Origin of the sequence: Kitasatospora nipponensis (assembly GCF_039528135.1) — a bacterium.
Classification (GTDB): domain Bacteria; phylum Actinomycetota; class Actinomycetes; order Streptomycetales; family Streptomycetaceae; genus Kitasatospora; species Kitasatospora nipponensis.
In genome coordinates this window covers 3,768-18,977 of record NZ_BAAALF010000165.1, presented here as the reverse complement: position 1 = coordinate 18,977, position 15,210 = coordinate 3,768, and the positions used below count along the sequence as shown (strand labels likewise).

Genomic DNA, 15,210 nt, shown 5'->3' with positions numbered 1-15,210 from the left:
CCGCCGCCCGCGGGGCGCCGGGGCCTGCCGCGGGGCCCGGGGCACTCTTGACGGGCGGCCGCCGGCTCGCTCTGCTGTATCCCACATGTGACATGTCACTTCGCGGGATCGGCGCGCCCGGCCCGCCCGGCAGGACGGTGGGTCCGCTGCGTGAACGGTTCCCAACGGCACGGGCCGACCCGGGTCCCGGGCCTGCTGTACGGCGGCGACTACAACCCCGAGCAGTGGCCCGAGCAGGTCTGGGCCGAGGACGCCGCGCTGATGAAGGAGGCCGGCGTCAACCTCGTCACGGTCGGCGTCTTCGCCTGGGCCAGGCTCCAACCGGCCGCCGACCGCTGGGACTTCGACTGGCTGGACCGGCTGCTGGAGGTGCTGCACGCACACGGGGTGGCCGTCGACCTCGCCACCGCGACCGCCTCGCCGCCGGCCTGGCTGGTGCGCGCCCACCCCGAGGTGCTGCCGGTCACCGCCGACGGGGTGCGCCTGGAGTTCGGCTCCCGCCAGCACTACTGCCCCTCCTCCCCGCACTACCGGGCGGCGGCCGTCGAGCTGGCCCGGGCGCTCGCCCGCCGCTACGCCGACCACCCGGCGCTGGTCCTGTGGCACGTGCACAACGAGTACGGCGACCACGTGACCGAGTGCTTCTGCCCGCGCTCGGCGGCCGACTTCCGGCGCTGGCTCGCGCAGCGCTACGGCACCGTGGAGCGGCTCAACGCGGCCTGGGGGACCAGCTTCTGGTCGCAGCACTACGGCAGCCTGGCGGAGATCGAACCGCCGCGCACCGCGCCGGGACCGGGCAACCCCACCCAGCTGCTCGACTGGCGCCGGTTCTGCTCGGACGCGCTGCTCGCCTGCCACCGGGCGGAGAAGGCGGTGCTGGACGAGCTCTCGCCCGGCGTGCCGGTGACCACCAACTTCATGTCGATGTTCAAGGCGCTGGACTACTGGCAGTGGGCCCGGCACGAGGACCTGGTCTCGGACGACGCCTACCCGGACCCGGCCGACCCGCGGGCCCACGTCCGGGCCGCGCTCGGCTACGACCTGATGCGCTCGCTCAGGGGCGGCGCGCCCTGGCTACTGCTGGAGCAGGCTCCCTCCGCGGTCAGCTGGCGTCCCGTCAACGTCCCCAAGCCGCCCGCGCTGCGCCGGCTCTGGGCGCTGCAGGCGGTGGCCCGCGGCTCGGACGGCGTGCTCTCCTTCCAGTGGCGGGCCTCGCGGGCGGGCGCCGAGAAGTTCCACAGCGCGATGCTGCCGCACCGGGGCACGGCGGGGCGCGCCTGGCGCGAGAGCGTCCGGTTCGGCGCCGAACTGGCCAGGCTGGGCTCGGTGGCCGGCGGCCGCAGCCGAGCCGAGGTCGCCGTGCTGCTGGACTGGGAGTCCTGGTGGGCGCTGGAGCTGGACGACCACCCCTCGGCCCGGATGCGCTGGCCCGAGCTGCTGCGCCCCTGGTACGCGGCGCTCCACGCGCGCTCGGTGCCCGTGGACTTCGTCGCCCCCGGCGCGGACCTGACCGGCTACCGGGTACTGCTGGCCCCCAACGCCTACCTGCTGCGCGACAGCACCGCCCACTGGCTGACCCGCTTCGCGGCCGGCGGCGGGCAACTGGTCTGCGGCGGCTTCAGCGGGGTGGTCGACGAGCACGACCACATCCACCCCGGCGGGAGCCCGGGGCCGCTGCGCGAGCTGCTGGGCGTGGCGGTCGACGAGTACTGGCCGCTGCCGGACGGCGCCACCACCCCGGTGACGCTGGCCGACGGGCGCACCCTGGCGGCCACGCTCTGGAGCGAGTGGCTGGAGAGCCTGGGCGCGGAGACCTTCGCCCGCTACACCGGCGGCCCGCTGGCCGGGCGGCCCGCCGTCACCCGGCACGGCACCGCCTGGTACGTCAGCTGCCACCTGGGCGCGGAGCCCGCGGCGGAGCGGGAAACGGGCCGGGAAGCCGGCGGGGACCCGGGAGCCGGTACGGGCGCTGACGAGGGGATCGGCGCGGTGCTCGACGCGGTGCTCGCCGCGGCCGGCGTCACGCCCCTGCTGGAGCTGCCGCCGGACGTGGAGGCCACCGTGCGGACCAACCCGGACGGCGTGGCGCACCTCTTCCTGCTCAACCACGGCCGGCACCCGGTGGCGATCACCCTGCCGGACCGCTGGAGCGGCGCCGTCGACCTGCTCACCGGCGCCCGCGCGGGCGACACCCTGCCGCTCGGGCCGCTCGACGTCGCGGTGCTCCGCCGATGGCACCACCCCACCGCCGCACCGTCCCCCACCACCCCAGAGAGGCCGGAACCCCGTTGAACCGCTCCTTACGTGCCGCCGCGACCGCCGTCCTGGTCACCGCCGCGCTCACCGCCGCGCCGCCGCCCGCGCTGGCCCTGGACCCGCCGGGCGGCTACGCCGACGTGCTGGACCTGCACGGCGTGCCGAGCGCCGCGCTGCCGTCCGGCGACGGCGACGTCAACCCGATCACCGTCTTCGCGGACCAGGGCGCGTGGCACGCCTACGCGCTGCCCGGCGCCGGCGACCGCGCGCAGTACGGTGGCTTCAGCGGCCCGCTCTACATCGCCCAGGAGTACCCCTGGTGGCTCAGCCGCTCCTTCAGCCGGATCCAACTCAGCGAGTCGGGAAGGACGTTGGACCTGGCCGCCGGTGGCACCCCGGTCTTCGTCTCGCTGCCCGGCGCGTTGAGCGAGCGCTACGACCTCGGCGGCGGGCTGCGGCTCACCCTCGACCTGCGGTTCGCCGACGACCGCACCGCGCTGGTCCGGGCCGGCCTGGAGAACGACGGCCCCGCCGCCCGGACCCTCGGCGTCGGCTGGACCGGTGAGCTGCTGCGCCCCGCCGACGAGCCGATGCGCAGCGCGCCGGCGCTGGCGGCCACCGGGCAGGGGGTCGCGGTCTCCTTCGCCCGGGTCCGCTCGACCTGGGACTACCTGACCGACGGCACCGAACGCTTCGAGGTCACCCACGACGCGCCGGTCACCAGCACCGTGACCGGCGACTCCTACCGCACCGACCTCACGGCGCCGGTGCGCCTGGCGCCCGGAGCCCACCGCAGCATCGACTGGGCGGAGTCGTACACCTTCACGGCCGACGAGGCGGCCCGGGCCCGGGCCTCGGTGCGCACTCTGCTGCGGCATCCGCAGGCCGCCGTGGAGGCCGGCGAGCGGCGCTGGCGCGGCTACCTGGCCGGCGCAACGGCCGGGGTGCCGGCCGACCGGCGGCGCACCGCCGTCAAGGCGGTGGAGACGCTGGTGACCAACTGGCGCAGCGCGGCCGGGGCGCTGCGGCACGACGGGATCACCCCCTCGATCTCGGACAAGTGGTTCGCCGGCGGCTTCTGGTCCTGGGACACCTGGAAGCAGGCGGTCGGCACCAGCCGCTTCGACGCGCCGCTCGCCCAGTCGCAGATCCGGGCCATGTTCGACTACCAGGTGCAGCCGGACGACCCGGAGCGGCCGCAGGACGCCGGGATGATCCCGGACTGCCTCTTCTACAACGACCCGGCGCACGGCGGCGGCAACTGGAACGAGCGCAACTCCAAGCCCCCGCTGGCCGCCTGGTCGGTCTGGCAGGTCTACCTCGCCGGCCACGACCTGGGCTTCCTGCGCGAGCTGTACCCCAAGCTGGTCGCCTACCAGCAGTGGTGGAGCCGCAACCGGGACCACGACGGCAACGGCCTGGCCGAGTACGGCGCCACCCTCGACCCCGCCAACGCGGACGCCGAGTCGACCCGGCAGGCCGCCGCCTGGGAGAGCGGCATGGACAACGCGCCGCGCTTCGACGCGCAGGCCGGCGCCGCGACCGTGGCGAACCGCTCCGCCGCCGGCGCGCCGCTGGGCTACTCGCTCGACCAGGAGTCGGTGGACCTCAACTCCTACCTGTCGGCCGACCGCGGCTACCTGGCGCAGATCGCCGGCCGGCTGGGCCTGACGGCGGAGGCGGCCCGCTGGAGGGCGAGCGCGGCCGCGCTGGCGGCGCAGGTGCGCGGACGGATGTACGACCCGGCGACCGGCTGGTTCTACGACACCGCGCTCGGCACCGGCACCCCGCTGGTGGCGCGCGGGCGCGGCATCGAGGGCGCGATCCCGCTCTGGACCGGCGTCGCCTCGCGCGAGCAGGCGGCGGCCGTGCGCGGCAAGCTGGTCGACCCGGGCGAGTTCGCCACCCCGCTGCCGTTCCCGACGGTCGCGGCGAGCTCGCCGGCCTTCGACGCCACCGGCTACTGGCGCGGGGCGGTCTGGCTGGACCAGGCGTACTTCGCGCTGACCGGCCTGCAGCGCTACGGGTACCGGGCGGACGCGCGGGCGCTGACCGACCGGCTGCTGGCGGGCGCGCAGGGGCTGACGGGTGACCAGCCGATCCACGAGAACTACGACCCGCTGACCGGACGGGCGCTCAACTCCAGCAACTTCAGCTGGTCGGCGGCCCTGCTGCTGCCGCTGCTGGCGGGGGACGAGGGCGTGGATGCGGGCGGGGACGGAGGCGGGGACGGAGGCGCTTAGGGCCGGGGCCCGGCGGTCGGAGCGCACCCGCGGCTGGCCCTGCTGGGCAAGCACCGCCCCTACGAGGGGGTCGAGCAGGACGACATGACCGTCGGCTTCGTGCGGATCAACGGCGGCCCCGGCATCGTCTTCGCCGGCGCCGGGCGGGTGATCGGGGTCCTCACGGTGGGCCTGGACGCCGTGGGCCGCATCGCCACCGTCCACGACATCGCCAACCCCGACAAGCTGCGCGACATCACCGAGGGCCACCTGCGCGACCTGGGCGCGCCCTGAGGGGCCCGATCCCGCTACAGACGGCGGGGTCCGGCCCCGTCCTCGGCCAGCGCGTCGCCCGGGTTCAGCAGGGCGCAGGCCTTCATCGAGAGGCAGCCGCAGCCGATGCAGCCCGTGAGCTCGGCCTCGAGCCGTTCGATGGTCTGCCGGCGCTCCTCCAGGCGGCGCTTCCACCCGCGCGACGCGCGCTGCCACTCCTGGTGGCTCGGCGGCCGGTCGAGCGGTACGTCGGCGAACGCCTCCCGGAGGTCCTGCAGCGGGATGCCGATCCGCTTCGCCACCGAGATCAGGGCGACCCGGCGCAGCATGTGCCGGGGGTAGCGGCGCTGGTTGCGCTCGTCCCGTTCGGACGCGATCAGCCCGAGTTCCTCGTAGAACCGCAGGGCGGACACCGCCGCCCCGGTCCGCGCGCTGACCTCGCCGATGCCCAGCCGGTCATCGGGCGTGGCCCCGGCGCCGTCGGGATGATGGGTCGTCATGCACCGCCTCCTCTTGCCCTCAAGTTTACTTGAGGCCCTACGGTCGGCTGCGTCAGAGCCGGAAGCAGCACCGACCATGAGAGGACGGCAGCCCGATGACGTTTGTGATCGCCCTGCCCTGTGTGGACGTCAAGGACAAGGCATGCCTGGAGGAGTGCCCCGTCGACTGCATCTACGAGGGGGAGCGGATGCTCTACGTCCACCCCGACGAGTGCATCGACTGCGGTGCCTGCGAGCCGGTCTGCCCGGTCGAGGCGATCTACCGCGAGGACGACACCCCGGACCCGTGGCGGCCCTTCACCACGGCGAACGCCGAGTTCTTCGACGACCTCGGCTCCCCCGGCGGCAGCGCGAAGCTCGGCCTGATCGAGAAGGACCATCCGATGGTGGCGGCGCTGCCGGTCCAGGACACCGTCTGACCCACCGGGGGCGCCGCGGGGTTCGAGGTCGACGGGGCGGGAGTACCTGGAGCGCCAGGGATGACGGGAGTAACGGGAGTGATGGGAGTGACGGGCGGGACACTAGGATCACCTGACGTCCCCTCATTCCCGCCTCACCGGAAGGACACTGCCGTGCGCGCACGCAAGCTCATATCCACTCTCTCCGTCCTCGGCCTCACGACCCTCGGCGTCGTCGTCGCCTCGCCGAACGCCTACGCCGGGAGCTACGGCTGTGCGGGCAACCTCTCGTGGTCCGGCAAGGTGACCGACACGAGCGGCCACGAGGCGGGCTGGGTCTACGACTACTGGGACGGCACCGACAACTGCTCCGTCTTCGTGAAGTCGGAGTACGCGGGGGTCAAGACGTTCACCCAGATCTCGCTGGCCGCCAAGAACGGGGGCCAGGGCACTGACGGGTACGACTCCGGCAACTTCACCACCTACGCCGGCCCCGCGCGGGTCAAGGGTGTCGGCACGTGCGTCCAGGAGCTGGTCGGCGAGAACGACCCGAGCAACCACCAGATCGTCAACTGGTTGTCCGGCTGGCACTCCGGCCCCGGCTGCTGACCCACCCAGGCCCGCCCGCGGGTCAGGACCGGGTGCGGGGCCCGCGGGGGAAGAGCGTGTAGCTGAACGACCAGAGGAAGTCGACGACCAGCACCGCCGTCCAGGTCGCCGCCAGGCCCATCAGCGGCCCGGACCGGTGCGGGCCGCCGGCGACGGCGGTGTCCAGCAGGATCAGGATGCCGCCGATGGCCCAGGCGAGCAGGTGGCGCAGCCAGGTGCGGCGCTCGTGGGCGGCGTGCTCGGGTCCGGTGCGCGGGGCCCTGGTGGGGGGCGGGCCGCCGAAGCGGTGGGCGAGCCGGCTGTCGGCCCAGCGGACCAGGTGCGGGCCGAAGGCGACCGAGGTGCCCAGGTAGACCGCGGCCAGGCCGTGTGCGGTGGTCGGGGCCGCGCCGCGGGCCAGGTCGACGGTGCAGGCCGCGAAGAGCAACAGGTCCACGGCGGGCAGGGCGAGCAGGAGCGCGGTGCTCAGCCGCGGCATGCCGGCGCCGTAGCGCAGCAGCAGGGCGGCGGCCAGCAGCACCCAGAAGGCGGCCTCGCAGCCGACGATGACGAGGTAGAGCACGGGACCCCCAGTGTTCGGCGATCTTTTTGGCACGCACGTGCTAAAACAACGTAACACGGCTGTGCTAGAAAGGCCGGATGCCGAAAGTCGTGGACCCCGACGCCCGCCGCACCGCCGTCGCGCAGGCCGTCTGGCGGTTGATCCGCCGGCGCGGCCTGGAGGGCGTCTCGGTGCGGACGGTCGCCGCCGAGGCGGGGCTCTCAGCGGGAGCGCTGCGGCACTACTTCGCCGACCAGGCCGAGGTGCTGACCTTCGCCATGCAGCTGGTGATCGACCGGGTGCGGGCCAGGCTGGAGGCGCTCGCCCCCGACCCGGACCCCGCGGTCGCGGTCCGGCAGGTGGTCGAGGAGCTGCTCCCGCTGGATGCCGAGCGCCTCGCCGAGGCCGAGGTCTGGCTGGCCTTCACGGCCCGCGCCCAGAGCGAACCGGGCCTGCGGGCCGTGCGGGACCTCAGCTACGAGCTGTTGCAGGAGCTGTGCCGCCAGCTGGTCGCCGCGCTGCTCCCAGCCGGCGTCGCGGACGGCGAGCTCGCGGTGGAGGCCGAGCGGCTCTACGCGCTGGTCGACGGGCTGGTGGTGCACCGCGTGATCCGCCCCGACCGCGCCACCCCCGAGCTGCTGCGGGGCGTGGTCGCCCGGCACCTGGCGCAGCTGGCCACGGGGGCGTGAGGGGCGCGGCTCAGGGTTGATCAGCTCGCGGGGTCGTCCGGGAGCCGGGGGGCTCGGGGCAGCCGCGGTTCGGGGAGCTCCGGGGCGTCCGGGAGTTCGGTCGCCCGGGGCAGGTGCGGCGCCTTGGGTAGGGCGCGCGGGGTGGGCAGGTGCGGGATGTCGGGCAGTACCGAGGGCTCGGGGAGCTCCGGGGGCTGCGGCAGGTCCGGCGGCTCGGGCAGGTGCGGCGGCTGGGGCAGGTGGGCCATCGTGCTGCTCCCTCGGGCCGGGAAGGGGTGAGGTCCGGCACCAGATCCTCGCCGCCCCCGCCCGGCCCGGTCAATGGCCGGGCCGGGGCCCGTGGGCGGTTGCCCCGGGGCGGGGCCGGGGTCACGCTGGGGGGAAGGAACGGGTCGTGTGGGGGGCGGTGCCAGGAGGCGCGCCATGCACAACCAGTGGGATGTAGAGCTCAGCTTCGAGGAGGACGGCGTCCACACCGCGTGCGACGCCCGGCTGGTCGGCGCGCGGGCGCCCGCCCTGAGCGGTCACGGGGAGTCGGTGCGCAGCGCCGACGACCGTCCGCTGGCCCGGATCGGCGAGGAGGTGGCCGCCTGGCGGGCGCTGGACGACCTCTCGCACAAGCTGCGGGCCCAGGCCACCGGCGAGATCGACGACGAGGGCCACCGCCCCGCCTACCTGATCTACTGAGGACGACCCCTCTCAGCCCGGCGGCTGCTCGGCGCGGGCGGCCGGCCGGGCGGACGCGGGGTACGAGTCCATCGCCCAACTGACCAGCAGGCGCAGCGAGTCCGCGGACGGCGAGGCCGGCTCGGCGTAGTAGGTGATCAGCGTCTGCTCGGGGTCGATCGAGGGACGGAAGGTCTGGTAGGAGAGGGTGAGCCGGCCCACCGACGGGTGGTGCAGCTCCTTGACGCCGTGCCCCTTGTCCTGCACGTCGTGGGCCGCCCACAGCCGCCGGAAGTCCTCGCTGCGGACGGAGAGTTCGCCGACCAGCGAGGTCAGTCGCGGGTCGTCCGGGTAGCGGCCGGCGTCCAGTCGCAGGCAGGAGACGACCATGCTCGCCTTGGCCTCCCAGTCGTCGTAGAACGTCCGGGAGTCCGGGTTGCGGAAGACCTGCCAGGCCATGTTGCGCTGCTCGGGCGGCATCGTGGAGAAGTCGCCGAACAGCGCCAGCGCCGGGCGGTTCCAGCCGATCACGTCGAGCCGGCGGCCGAACACGTAGGCCGGCACGCCGTCCATGGCGTCCAGCACCAGCTGCAGCTCCGGGTGGATGCGCTGCGGGCGGCCGCTGCCGCGCTGGCGCCGGGGCACCGGCCGCACCAGCCGGGTCAGGTGCTCGCACTCGGCCGGGTTGAGCCGCAGTGCGGCGGCGATCGCCTCCAGCACACCGCTCGACACGTTCTCGCCGTGGCCCTGTTCGAGCCGCGCGTAGTAGGCGGTGCTGACGCCGGCCAGCTGCGCGAGCTCCTCGCGCCGCAGCCCAGGCACCCGCCGGCGCCCGCCGTAGGAGACGAGCCCGACGTCCTCCGGCCGCAACCGGGCCCGCCGGGACCGCAGAAACTCGCTGAGTTCGGTGCGCTGGTCCATGCCGTCGAGTATGAGGGTGTGTCTGCCAGTGGTACGCACGGCAGTCGTACGCAGAGCCGGGGCTGGTTGCCGCGGCCGCGCGCGGGCAGGCTGGCCGCATGACCGACACCACTGTCGCGGCCTACGCCGCCGCCACGCCGAAGGCCCCGCTCGAGAAGACCGTCATCACCCGGCGGGAGCTGCGCGCGCACGACATCCTGATCGAGATCAAGTACTCCGGCATCTGCCACTCCGACATCCACCAGGTGAACGGTGACTGGGGCGACGGCATCTTCCCGATGGTGCCCGGCCACGAGATCGCCGGCCTGGTCAGCGCGGTCGGTCCCGGGGTCACCCGGTACGCGGTGGGCGACCGGGTCGGTGTCGGCTGCTTCGTCGACTCCTGCCGGACCTGCGAGAACTGCGTGGCCGGCCAGGAGCAGTACTGCACCGGCGGCGGCATGACCGCCACCTACAACGCCACCGACCGGGACGGGGAGCCGACCCTGGGCGGCTACTCCACCCACCTGGTGGTGGACGAGAACTACGCGGTCACGATCCCCGAGGCGCTCGCGCTGGACGTCGCCGCACCGCTGCTCTGCGCGGGCATCACCCTCTACTCCCCGCTGCGGCACTGGGGCGCCGGCCCGGGCAAGCGGGTCGCGGTGGTCGGGCTCGGCGGTCTGGGGCACCTGGGCGTCAAGATCGCGCACGCGCTGGGCGCCGAGGTCACCGTGCTGGGCCGGACCCCGGCCAAGCGCCCGGACGCCCTGCGACTGGGCGCGGACGCCTACCACGCCACCGGTGACCCGGCCACCTTCGAGCAGCTGGCCGGCCGCTTCGACCTGATCGTGAACACCGTCTCGGCCACCCTCGACCTGGAGGCGTACCTGGGTCTGCTGCGCACCGACGGCACGTTCGTGCAGGTCGGCATCCCGGACCAGCCGATGGTGGTCTCGCCGTTCGCGCTGGTGAACGGGCGCAAGGCGCTGGCCGGTTCGATGATCGGCGGGATCCGGGAGACCCAGGAGATGCTCGACTTCTGCGCCGAGCACGGGATCGGCTCGGAGATCGAGGTGATCGCGGCCCGGCAGATCAACGAGGCGTACGCGCGGGTGCTGGCGAGCGATGTGCGGTACCGCTTCGTGATCGACGCCGCCACGATCTGATCGCCGATCGCCGATCGCCGGTGGGCGGGCGGGGGGTGACGGGGTGTAAGGGGGTGGCCCGGGGTCCTGACAGCGGGGGACTTCCGCGGCGGGCGGCGGGGGAGCAGGCTGGAGCGGATCCGACGACGCCTCAGCGAACGGGTGACCGCCGATGACCACTCCCGCCTCCCCGTCCGCCTCCGCCGCCCCGCCGTCCACCGGCACCACCGCCCCGCTGGACCTCGCGGCCGCCCAGCGGCTCTGCGCGGACGCGCTGGCCGCCGCCACCGAGCGCGGCCTGCTGGTCTCGGCCGCCGTGGTGGACGCGGGCGGCAACCTGCTGGCCTTCGCCCGGATGGACGGCGCGGAGATCGCCGGTGCGGTGCTGGCCCCGGACAAGGCGTACACGGCCGTGGCCAACAGCGCGGCCACCCACGAGCTGGCGGTGGCGGCGGCCCCGGGCGGTCCGCTCTTCGGACTGCACGCGGCGGCGCTGGGCCGGTTCGTGATCTTCGGTGGTGGACTGCCGCTGCGCGGGCCGGGCGGGGTGGTGGTCGGCGGCCTCGGGGTGAGCGGTGCCCCGGACCCGGCCGACGACGTGGCCTGCGCCCGGTCCGCCGAGGCCGGCTGGGTGGCGCGGTAGCCGGTGGCCACGGGCCGGCCGGTGACGGCCGGTGACGGTCGGTGACCGCGGTGCGCCAAGCGGCGCAGCCGCGTTTGCGGCGGGCGGGCCCCGGGCCGAGCCTGGTCGGGGGCCGTCTCCGCGCCCCTCCACCCGCCGGCCCGCTGGGGGCGCCACCATGTCGAAGATCACCGCCTACCGCGAGGGCGTCCCCTGCTGGGTCGACCTCACGGCCGCCGACCCCGTCAGGGCCGCGGCCTTCTACGGGTCCCTGTTCGGCTGGGAGTTCACCGAGATCGGTGCCGACGGCGGGCACTACCGGCTGGCCACGCTGCGCGGGGTGCGGGTGGCCGGGATCGCGCCCCAGCAGCCCGGCGAGGAGTCGGGGCCGGCCGCGGTCTGGAACACCTACCTGGCGGCGGAGGACGTTGACCGGACCGTCGCCAAGGTCCGTGACGCCGGCGGCGGGGTGCTGGTGGAGCCCGTCGAGGTGCTGGACTTCGGCCGGATGGCCGTGGTCGTCGACCCGGCCGGTGCGGTGGTCGGCCTCTGGCAGGGGCGCACCCACGGCGGCTCGGGGCTGGCCAACGAGCCGGGCGCGTTCACCTGGAACGAGAACCTCTCCACCGACCCGCGGGTGGCGCGCGGCTTCTACCAGCAGGTCTTCGGCTACACGTACGACGACGTGGCGGGGATGGACTACTCGGTCTTCAAGGTCGCGGGGGCGATGGCGGGCGGCATCGGCGGCCAGCCGTCGATGATCCCGCCGGGCACCACCTCGTTCTGGAGCGTCTACTTCGCGGTCACCGACACCGACCTCAAGGCGGCCCAGGTGGTGGACCTCGGTGGCCGGATCCTGGTCCCGCCGGCCGACACGCCGTACGGGCGGATGTCCGTGGTGCGGGACGACGCCGGTGCCGCGTTCTGCCTGATCGCCCCGCCCCGGGGCTGAGCACGGCGTCGCCCGCCCCCGGACCGCTCAGCAGGCGGTCCGGGGCACCGGCGTGCCCGGCGGTCGGGCGCCGCCGTGCGGGGTCAGGCGCTCTGCGGCGGGACCGGCTGGATGACGGCGAACTGCGCGCCGGCCGGGTCGGCCAGCACCGCGATCCGGCCCACCGTGGGGAGGTCGGAGGCGGGCATCACCACCGAGCCGCCCTGCGCCGACGTCGCCGCGACGGCGGCGTCGGCGTCCGGCACCGCGAAGTGCAGCAGCCAGCCGTCGGCGAGCCCCTCGTGCGGGCCGGCCACGCCGCCGAAGCCCATGTCCTGCGGGCCCGCGTCGGCGACCGAGAGCACCGAGTACTCGATGCCCGGCAGGCCGGAGTCGGCCGCTCCCCAGCCGTAGAGCGCCTGGTAGAAGGAGATCGCGGCCGCCGGGTCGGCGGTGTGCAGCTCGGCCCAGCAGAAGGTGTTCGGCTCGCCGATCGCGTCCAGCCCCTTGGTGCGGCCCGGCTGCCAGATCGCGAACCGGCCGCCGGTGGGGTCGGTGAACAGTGCCATCCGCCCGGCGTCCATGACGTCCATCGGGGCCATCCGCACCGCGCCACCGCCCTGCTCGACGGCCTTGGCGAGGGCGTCGGCGTCCGGCGTGCTGAAGTAGACCGTCCAGGCCGAGGCCGCGCCCGGCTCGTTGAGCGGGCCGACGGCGGCGACCGTCTTGCCGCCCTGCTGGAAGAAGCCGTAGCCGCCGGCCTCGGGGCCGGCCGAGCGGAACTCCCAGCCGAAGACCGCGCCGTAGAAGGCCGCGGCCGCGCCGGTGTCCGGACTGCCGAGGTCGACCCAGTTGGGAGAGCCGGCCGGGTACTCGGTGGTGACCATGATCAATGCTCCTTGACGGTGGAACCGCTGTGTCGCCGGGACGGGCCGGGCGGGGTGGCGCGCGGCGACGTCCTGAGTCATGGTCAGACTCCCACGAGGCACTGACAATCGGGGCGCGATCGGGCCCGCGGCCCCCACCGTCGAGGAGCCGCCGCCGGCCGGGGCGCCGCCGCCGCGGTGGGGAGGACCGGGACACCGCCGCTGGCCTGGGCCGATCGGTGCGCCGCGCCGGGCGTGATCCACGTACGCACTGGTAACATGCCGGTCCCTGTGCGAGCATGACCCCGGCTCACGGTGGTGATCGCCCGGCGCTCAGCGGGTTCCTGGCGCCGCGTCCCCAGGATGCGAGGAGTGCTGGTGGCACACGACAGGGTCCACGCGTTCGGCGACGACGCGCTCGGCGACCACGACGCGGTCGCGCTGGCCGCACTGGTGCGCGCCGGCGAGGTCAGCCCGGCGGAACTGGCCCGAGCGGCGGCCGCCCGCGCGGAGCGGTTGCAGGCCACGCTGAACCCGGTCGCCTTCCCGGCCCACCGGGAGCCGTGGGGTGCGGCCGGCGCCGACCCGGCCGCACCGCTCTTCGGCGTCCCGACCTACCTCAAGGACAACGTCGACCTGCGCGGCCTGCCCACCGGCCAGGGCAGCGCCGCCTTCCGGCCCCGCCCGGCGGGGCGCAACTCCGGCTTCACCGACCAGTTCCTGAGCACCGGGGTGACCGTGCTGGGCAAGACCCGGCTGCCGGAGTTCGGCCTCAACGCCTCCACCGAGTTCGCCGCCGCCGACCCGGTGCGCAACCCGTGGAACCCCGAGCACTCGCCCGGCGCCTCCTCGGGCGGTGCGGCCGTGCTGGTGGCCACCGGCGCGGTGCCGCTCGCGCACGCCAACGACGGCGGCGGCTCGATCCGGATCCCGGCCGCCTGCTGCGGGCTGGTCGGCCTCAAGCCCACCCGCGGCCGCCTGGTGGCCAACGACATGAGCCGCAAGCTGCCGGTCGACCTGATCACCGACGGCGTGCTGACCCGCTCGGTGCGCGACAGCGCCGCCTTCTTCGCGGCCGCCGAGCGCTACCACCGCAACCCGGCCCTGCCGCCGCTGGGCCTGGTGGAGGGCCCCGGCACCCGGCGGGTGCGGATCGGGCTGGTGCTGGACTCGCCGCTCGCGGTCACCGACCCGCAGACCCGCGAGGCGGTGCGGCGCACCGCGCTGCGGCTGGAGTCGATGGGCCATCAGGTCAGCGAGACCACCCTGCCGTTCGACGCGGCGTTCGCCGACGACTTCACCCTCTACTGGGGGTACCTGGCGTTCCTGATCGCCCTCACCGGCCGGCTGACGGTGGACCGCAGCTTCCGGGCCGACCGGCTGGACGGGCTCACCCAGGGCCTGCGCCGCACCTACCTGCGGGGCATGCTGGGCACCCCGGGGATGCTGCGCCGGCTGGCCCGGGTGAAGGACTCCTACGCCGGGCTCTTCCAGGCGCACGACGTGATCCTCTCGCCGGTGCTCGCGCACGTCGCCCCGCCGATCGGTCACCTCAACCCCAACGTCCCCTTCGAGGAGCTGAAGGACCGCCTGGAGCGGTACGTGGCCTTCACGCCCGTCAACAACATCGCCGGCGGCCCGGGCATCGCGCTGCCCACCGGCGCGGCCGCCAACGACCTGCCGATCGGCGTCCACCTCTCGGCGGCGCACGGCGACGAGCGCACCCTGCTGGAGCTCGCCTTCGCGCTGGAGGCCGACCAGCCCTGGCGGAGGATCCAGGACTGAGCGGGGCCCGTCGGGCGGGGTGGCCGGCGGGGTGACGGGTGGGCCGTCGGGTGGGCCGTCGGGTGGGTTGACGAGATTCTGGACAGGTGTCTATCTTCTAATGGACACCTGTCCAGAAACCTGCCCGCGCGGGCCCGCCCACACCCCGGGAGCGACCATGCAGACGACAGCGAACATCCTGGTGGGCCTGGTGGCCGCCCTGCACGGCTACTTCCTGGTGCTGGAGATGTTCCTCTGGCAGCGCGGACCCGGCCGCCGGCTGTCCGGCTTCGACGCCGCCACGGCCCGGCAGACCGCCACGCTGGCCGCCAACCAGGGCCTCTACAACGGCTTCCTGGCCGCCGGCCTGGTCTGGGGACTGATCGCGGCCGACCCGACCGGCTTCCCGGTGCGGGTCTTCTTCCTGGTCTGCGTGGTGATCGCCGGCGTCTACGGCGCGGCCACCGCCAACCGGCGGATCCTCTTCGTCCAGGCGCTGCCGGCCGCGCTCGCCCTCGCGCTCACCCTGGCCGCCCGATGAGCGACCCGCGGGTGGAGCGCACCCGGGCCAAGCTCCGCGCGGCGCTGCGGGCCGAGTGCCTGGAGCGGCCGCTGGCCGAGGTCGGCGTGGCGGCGCTGGTGCGCCGGGCGGGCCTGAGCCGGGCCACCTTCTACCTGCACTACCCCGACCTCTCGGCGCTGGCGCTCGACTCCTGCGCGGAGACCGCCCGCGAGGCGGTGACCGCCCTGCACGCCTGGCAGGGCACGCCCGACCCGGCGGTCCCGCCGCCCCCGCTGACCGCGTTCCTGGCCGCCGTCGCCGCG

The 15,210-nt window shown here is 74.8% G+C and carries 18 protein-coding genes; 13 read left to right on the top strand and 5 right to left on the bottom strand.

Translation table 11 applies throughout. The features are described from left to right. The first annotated feature begins 150 nt into the window (after nt 1-150). The 3 genes from ABD323_RS31605 to ABD323_RS31595 all read left to right on the top strand — a co-directional run bounded on the left by ABD323_RS31605 (nt 151) and on the right by ABD323_RS31595 (nt 4,772). Nucleotides 151-2,292, top strand: a complete 2,142-nt coding sequence (locus tag ABD323_RS31605) for a beta-galactosidase (RefSeq protein ID WP_344445469.1) — start codon at nt 151-153, stop codon at nt 2,290-2,292. Further along, nucleotides 2,289-4,499: an MGH1-like glycoside hydrolase domain-containing protein gene (locus tag ABD323_RS31600; protein WP_344445468.1), complete on the top strand. Its 2,211-nt coding sequence runs from the start codon at nt 2,289-2,291 to the stop codon at nt 4,497-4,499. Before ABD323_RS31605 ends, ABD323_RS31600 begins: the two co-directional genes overlap by 4 nt. Before the next feature lie 84 nt (nt 4,500-4,583). Continuing rightward, on the top strand, nt 4,584-4,772 hold the full coding sequence (locus ABD323_RS31595) for a hypothetical protein (protein WP_344445467.1): 189 nt from the start codon (nt 4,584-4,586) through the stop codon (nt 4,770-4,772). 14 nt (nt 4,773-4,786) lie between these two features. Here the strand turns inward: ABD323_RS31595 and soxR are convergent, their stop codons facing one another. Then, nucleotides 4,787-5,251 carry a redox-sensitive transcriptional activator SoxR gene (soxR, locus tag ABD323_RS31590; RefSeq protein WP_344445466.1) on the bottom strand — a complete coding sequence of 155 codons (465 nt, stop codon included), beginning with the start codon at nt 5,249-5,251 and terminating at the stop codon, nt 4,787-4,789. Between the two features lie 95 nt (nt 5,252-5,346). On the opposite strand from soxR, the gene fdxA reads away from it, so the two are divergent. Both fdxA and ABD323_RS31580 read left to right on the top strand, forming a co-directional pair. Further along, the gene (gene fdxA, locus ABD323_RS31585) at nt 5,347-5,670 is read left to right on the top strand and encodes a ferredoxin (RefSeq protein ID WP_344445465.1); all 324 of its coding nucleotides are present in this window, start codon (nt 5,347-5,349) and stop codon (nt 5,668-5,670) included. A gap of 153 nt (nt 5,671-5,823) precedes the next feature. Continuing rightward, on the top strand, nt 5,824-6,258 hold the full coding sequence (locus ABD323_RS31580; protein WP_344445464.1) for a hypothetical protein: 435 nt from the start codon (nt 5,824-5,826) through the stop codon (nt 6,256-6,258). Between the two features lie 22 nt (nt 6,259-6,280). On the opposite strand, the gene ABD323_RS31575 is transcribed toward ABD323_RS31580, so the two are convergent. Further along, nucleotides 6,281-6,820 carry a hypothetical protein gene (locus tag ABD323_RS31575; RefSeq protein ID WP_344445463.1) on the bottom strand — a complete coding sequence of 180 codons (540 nt, stop codon included), beginning with the start codon at nt 6,818-6,820 and terminating at the stop codon, nt 6,281-6,283. Nucleotides 6,821-6,897: 77 nt separating this feature from the next. Here ABD323_RS31575 and ABD323_RS31570 point away from each other — a divergent pair, with 77 nt between their 5' ends. Beyond that, nucleotides 6,898-7,488: a TetR/AcrR family transcriptional regulator gene (locus ABD323_RS31570; protein ID WP_344445462.1), complete on the top strand. Its 591-nt coding sequence runs from the start codon at nt 6,898-6,900 to the stop codon at nt 7,486-7,488. A 20-nt stretch (nt 7,489-7,508) separates the two neighbouring features. On the opposite strand, the gene ABD323_RS31565 is transcribed toward ABD323_RS31570, so the two are convergent. Continuing rightward, the gene (locus tag ABD323_RS31565; RefSeq protein WP_344445461.1) at nt 7,509-7,736 is read right to left on the bottom strand and encodes a hypothetical protein; all 228 of its coding nucleotides are present in this window, start codon (nt 7,734-7,736) and stop codon (nt 7,509-7,511) included. 175 nt (nt 7,737-7,911) lie between these two features. On the opposite strand from ABD323_RS31565, the gene ABD323_RS31560 reads away from it, so the two are divergent. Beyond that, the gene (locus ABD323_RS31560) at nt 7,912-8,175 is read left to right on the top strand and encodes a dsRBD fold-containing protein (RefSeq protein ID WP_344445460.1); all 264 of its coding nucleotides are present in this window, start codon (nt 7,912-7,914) and stop codon (nt 8,173-8,175) included. Nucleotides 8,176-8,187: 12 nt separating this feature from the next. Here the strand turns inward: ABD323_RS31560 and ABD323_RS31555 are convergent, their stop codons facing one another. Further along, complete coding sequence (locus tag ABD323_RS31555; protein ID WP_344445459.1) at nt 8,188-9,075, bottom strand: helix-turn-helix domain-containing protein; 888 nt, start codon at nt 9,073-9,075, stop codon at nt 8,188-8,190. 98 nt (nt 9,076-9,173) lie between these two features. Between ABD323_RS31555 and ABD323_RS31550 the strand changes: the two genes are divergently transcribed. The 3 genes from ABD323_RS31550 to ABD323_RS31540 all read left to right on the top strand — a co-directional run bounded on the left by ABD323_RS31550 (nt 9,174) and on the right by ABD323_RS31540 (nt 11,776). Further along, the gene (locus ABD323_RS31550; protein WP_344445458.1) at nt 9,174-10,223 is read left to right on the top strand and encodes an NAD(P)-dependent alcohol dehydrogenase; all 1,050 of its coding nucleotides are present in this window, start codon (nt 9,174-9,176) and stop codon (nt 10,221-10,223) included. Nucleotides 10,224-10,374: 151 nt separating this feature from the next. Further along, on the top strand, nt 10,375-10,845 hold the full coding sequence (locus ABD323_RS31545; protein ID WP_344445457.1) for a GlcG/HbpS family heme-binding protein: 471 nt from the start codon (nt 10,375-10,377) through the stop codon (nt 10,843-10,845). Between the two features lie 157 nt (nt 10,846-11,002). Beyond that, nucleotides 11,003-11,776: a VOC family protein gene (locus ABD323_RS31540; protein ID WP_344445456.1), complete on the top strand. Its 774-nt coding sequence runs from the start codon at nt 11,003-11,005 to the stop codon at nt 11,774-11,776. A gap of 83 nt (nt 11,777-11,859) precedes the next feature. Here the strand turns inward: ABD323_RS31540 and ABD323_RS31535 are convergent, their stop codons facing one another. Continuing rightward, nucleotides 11,860-12,642: a VOC family protein gene (locus ABD323_RS31535; protein WP_344445455.1), complete on the bottom strand. Its 783-nt coding sequence runs from the start codon at nt 12,640-12,642 to the stop codon at nt 11,860-11,862. Nucleotides 12,643-12,984: 342 nt separating this feature from the next. Between ABD323_RS31535 and ABD323_RS31530 the strand changes: the two genes are divergently transcribed. The 3 genes from ABD323_RS31530 to ABD323_RS31520 all read left to right on the top strand — a co-directional run. Further along, entirely contained in the window at nt 12,985-14,406 is a 1,422-nt protein-coding gene (locus ABD323_RS31530) for an amidase (RefSeq protein ID WP_425556223.1), read from the top strand. 157 nt (nt 14,407-14,563) lie between these two features. Further along, nucleotides 14,564-14,926: a DUF1304 domain-containing protein gene (locus ABD323_RS31525; protein ID WP_344445453.1), complete on the top strand. Its 363-nt coding sequence runs from the start codon at nt 14,564-14,566 to the stop codon at nt 14,924-14,926. Further along, on the top strand, nt 14,923-15,210 hold a 288-nt coding region (locus tag ABD323_RS31520; RefSeq protein WP_344445452.1), incomplete at its 3' end, for a TetR family transcriptional regulator. The genes ABD323_RS31525 and ABD323_RS31520, both read left to right, overlap by 4 nt.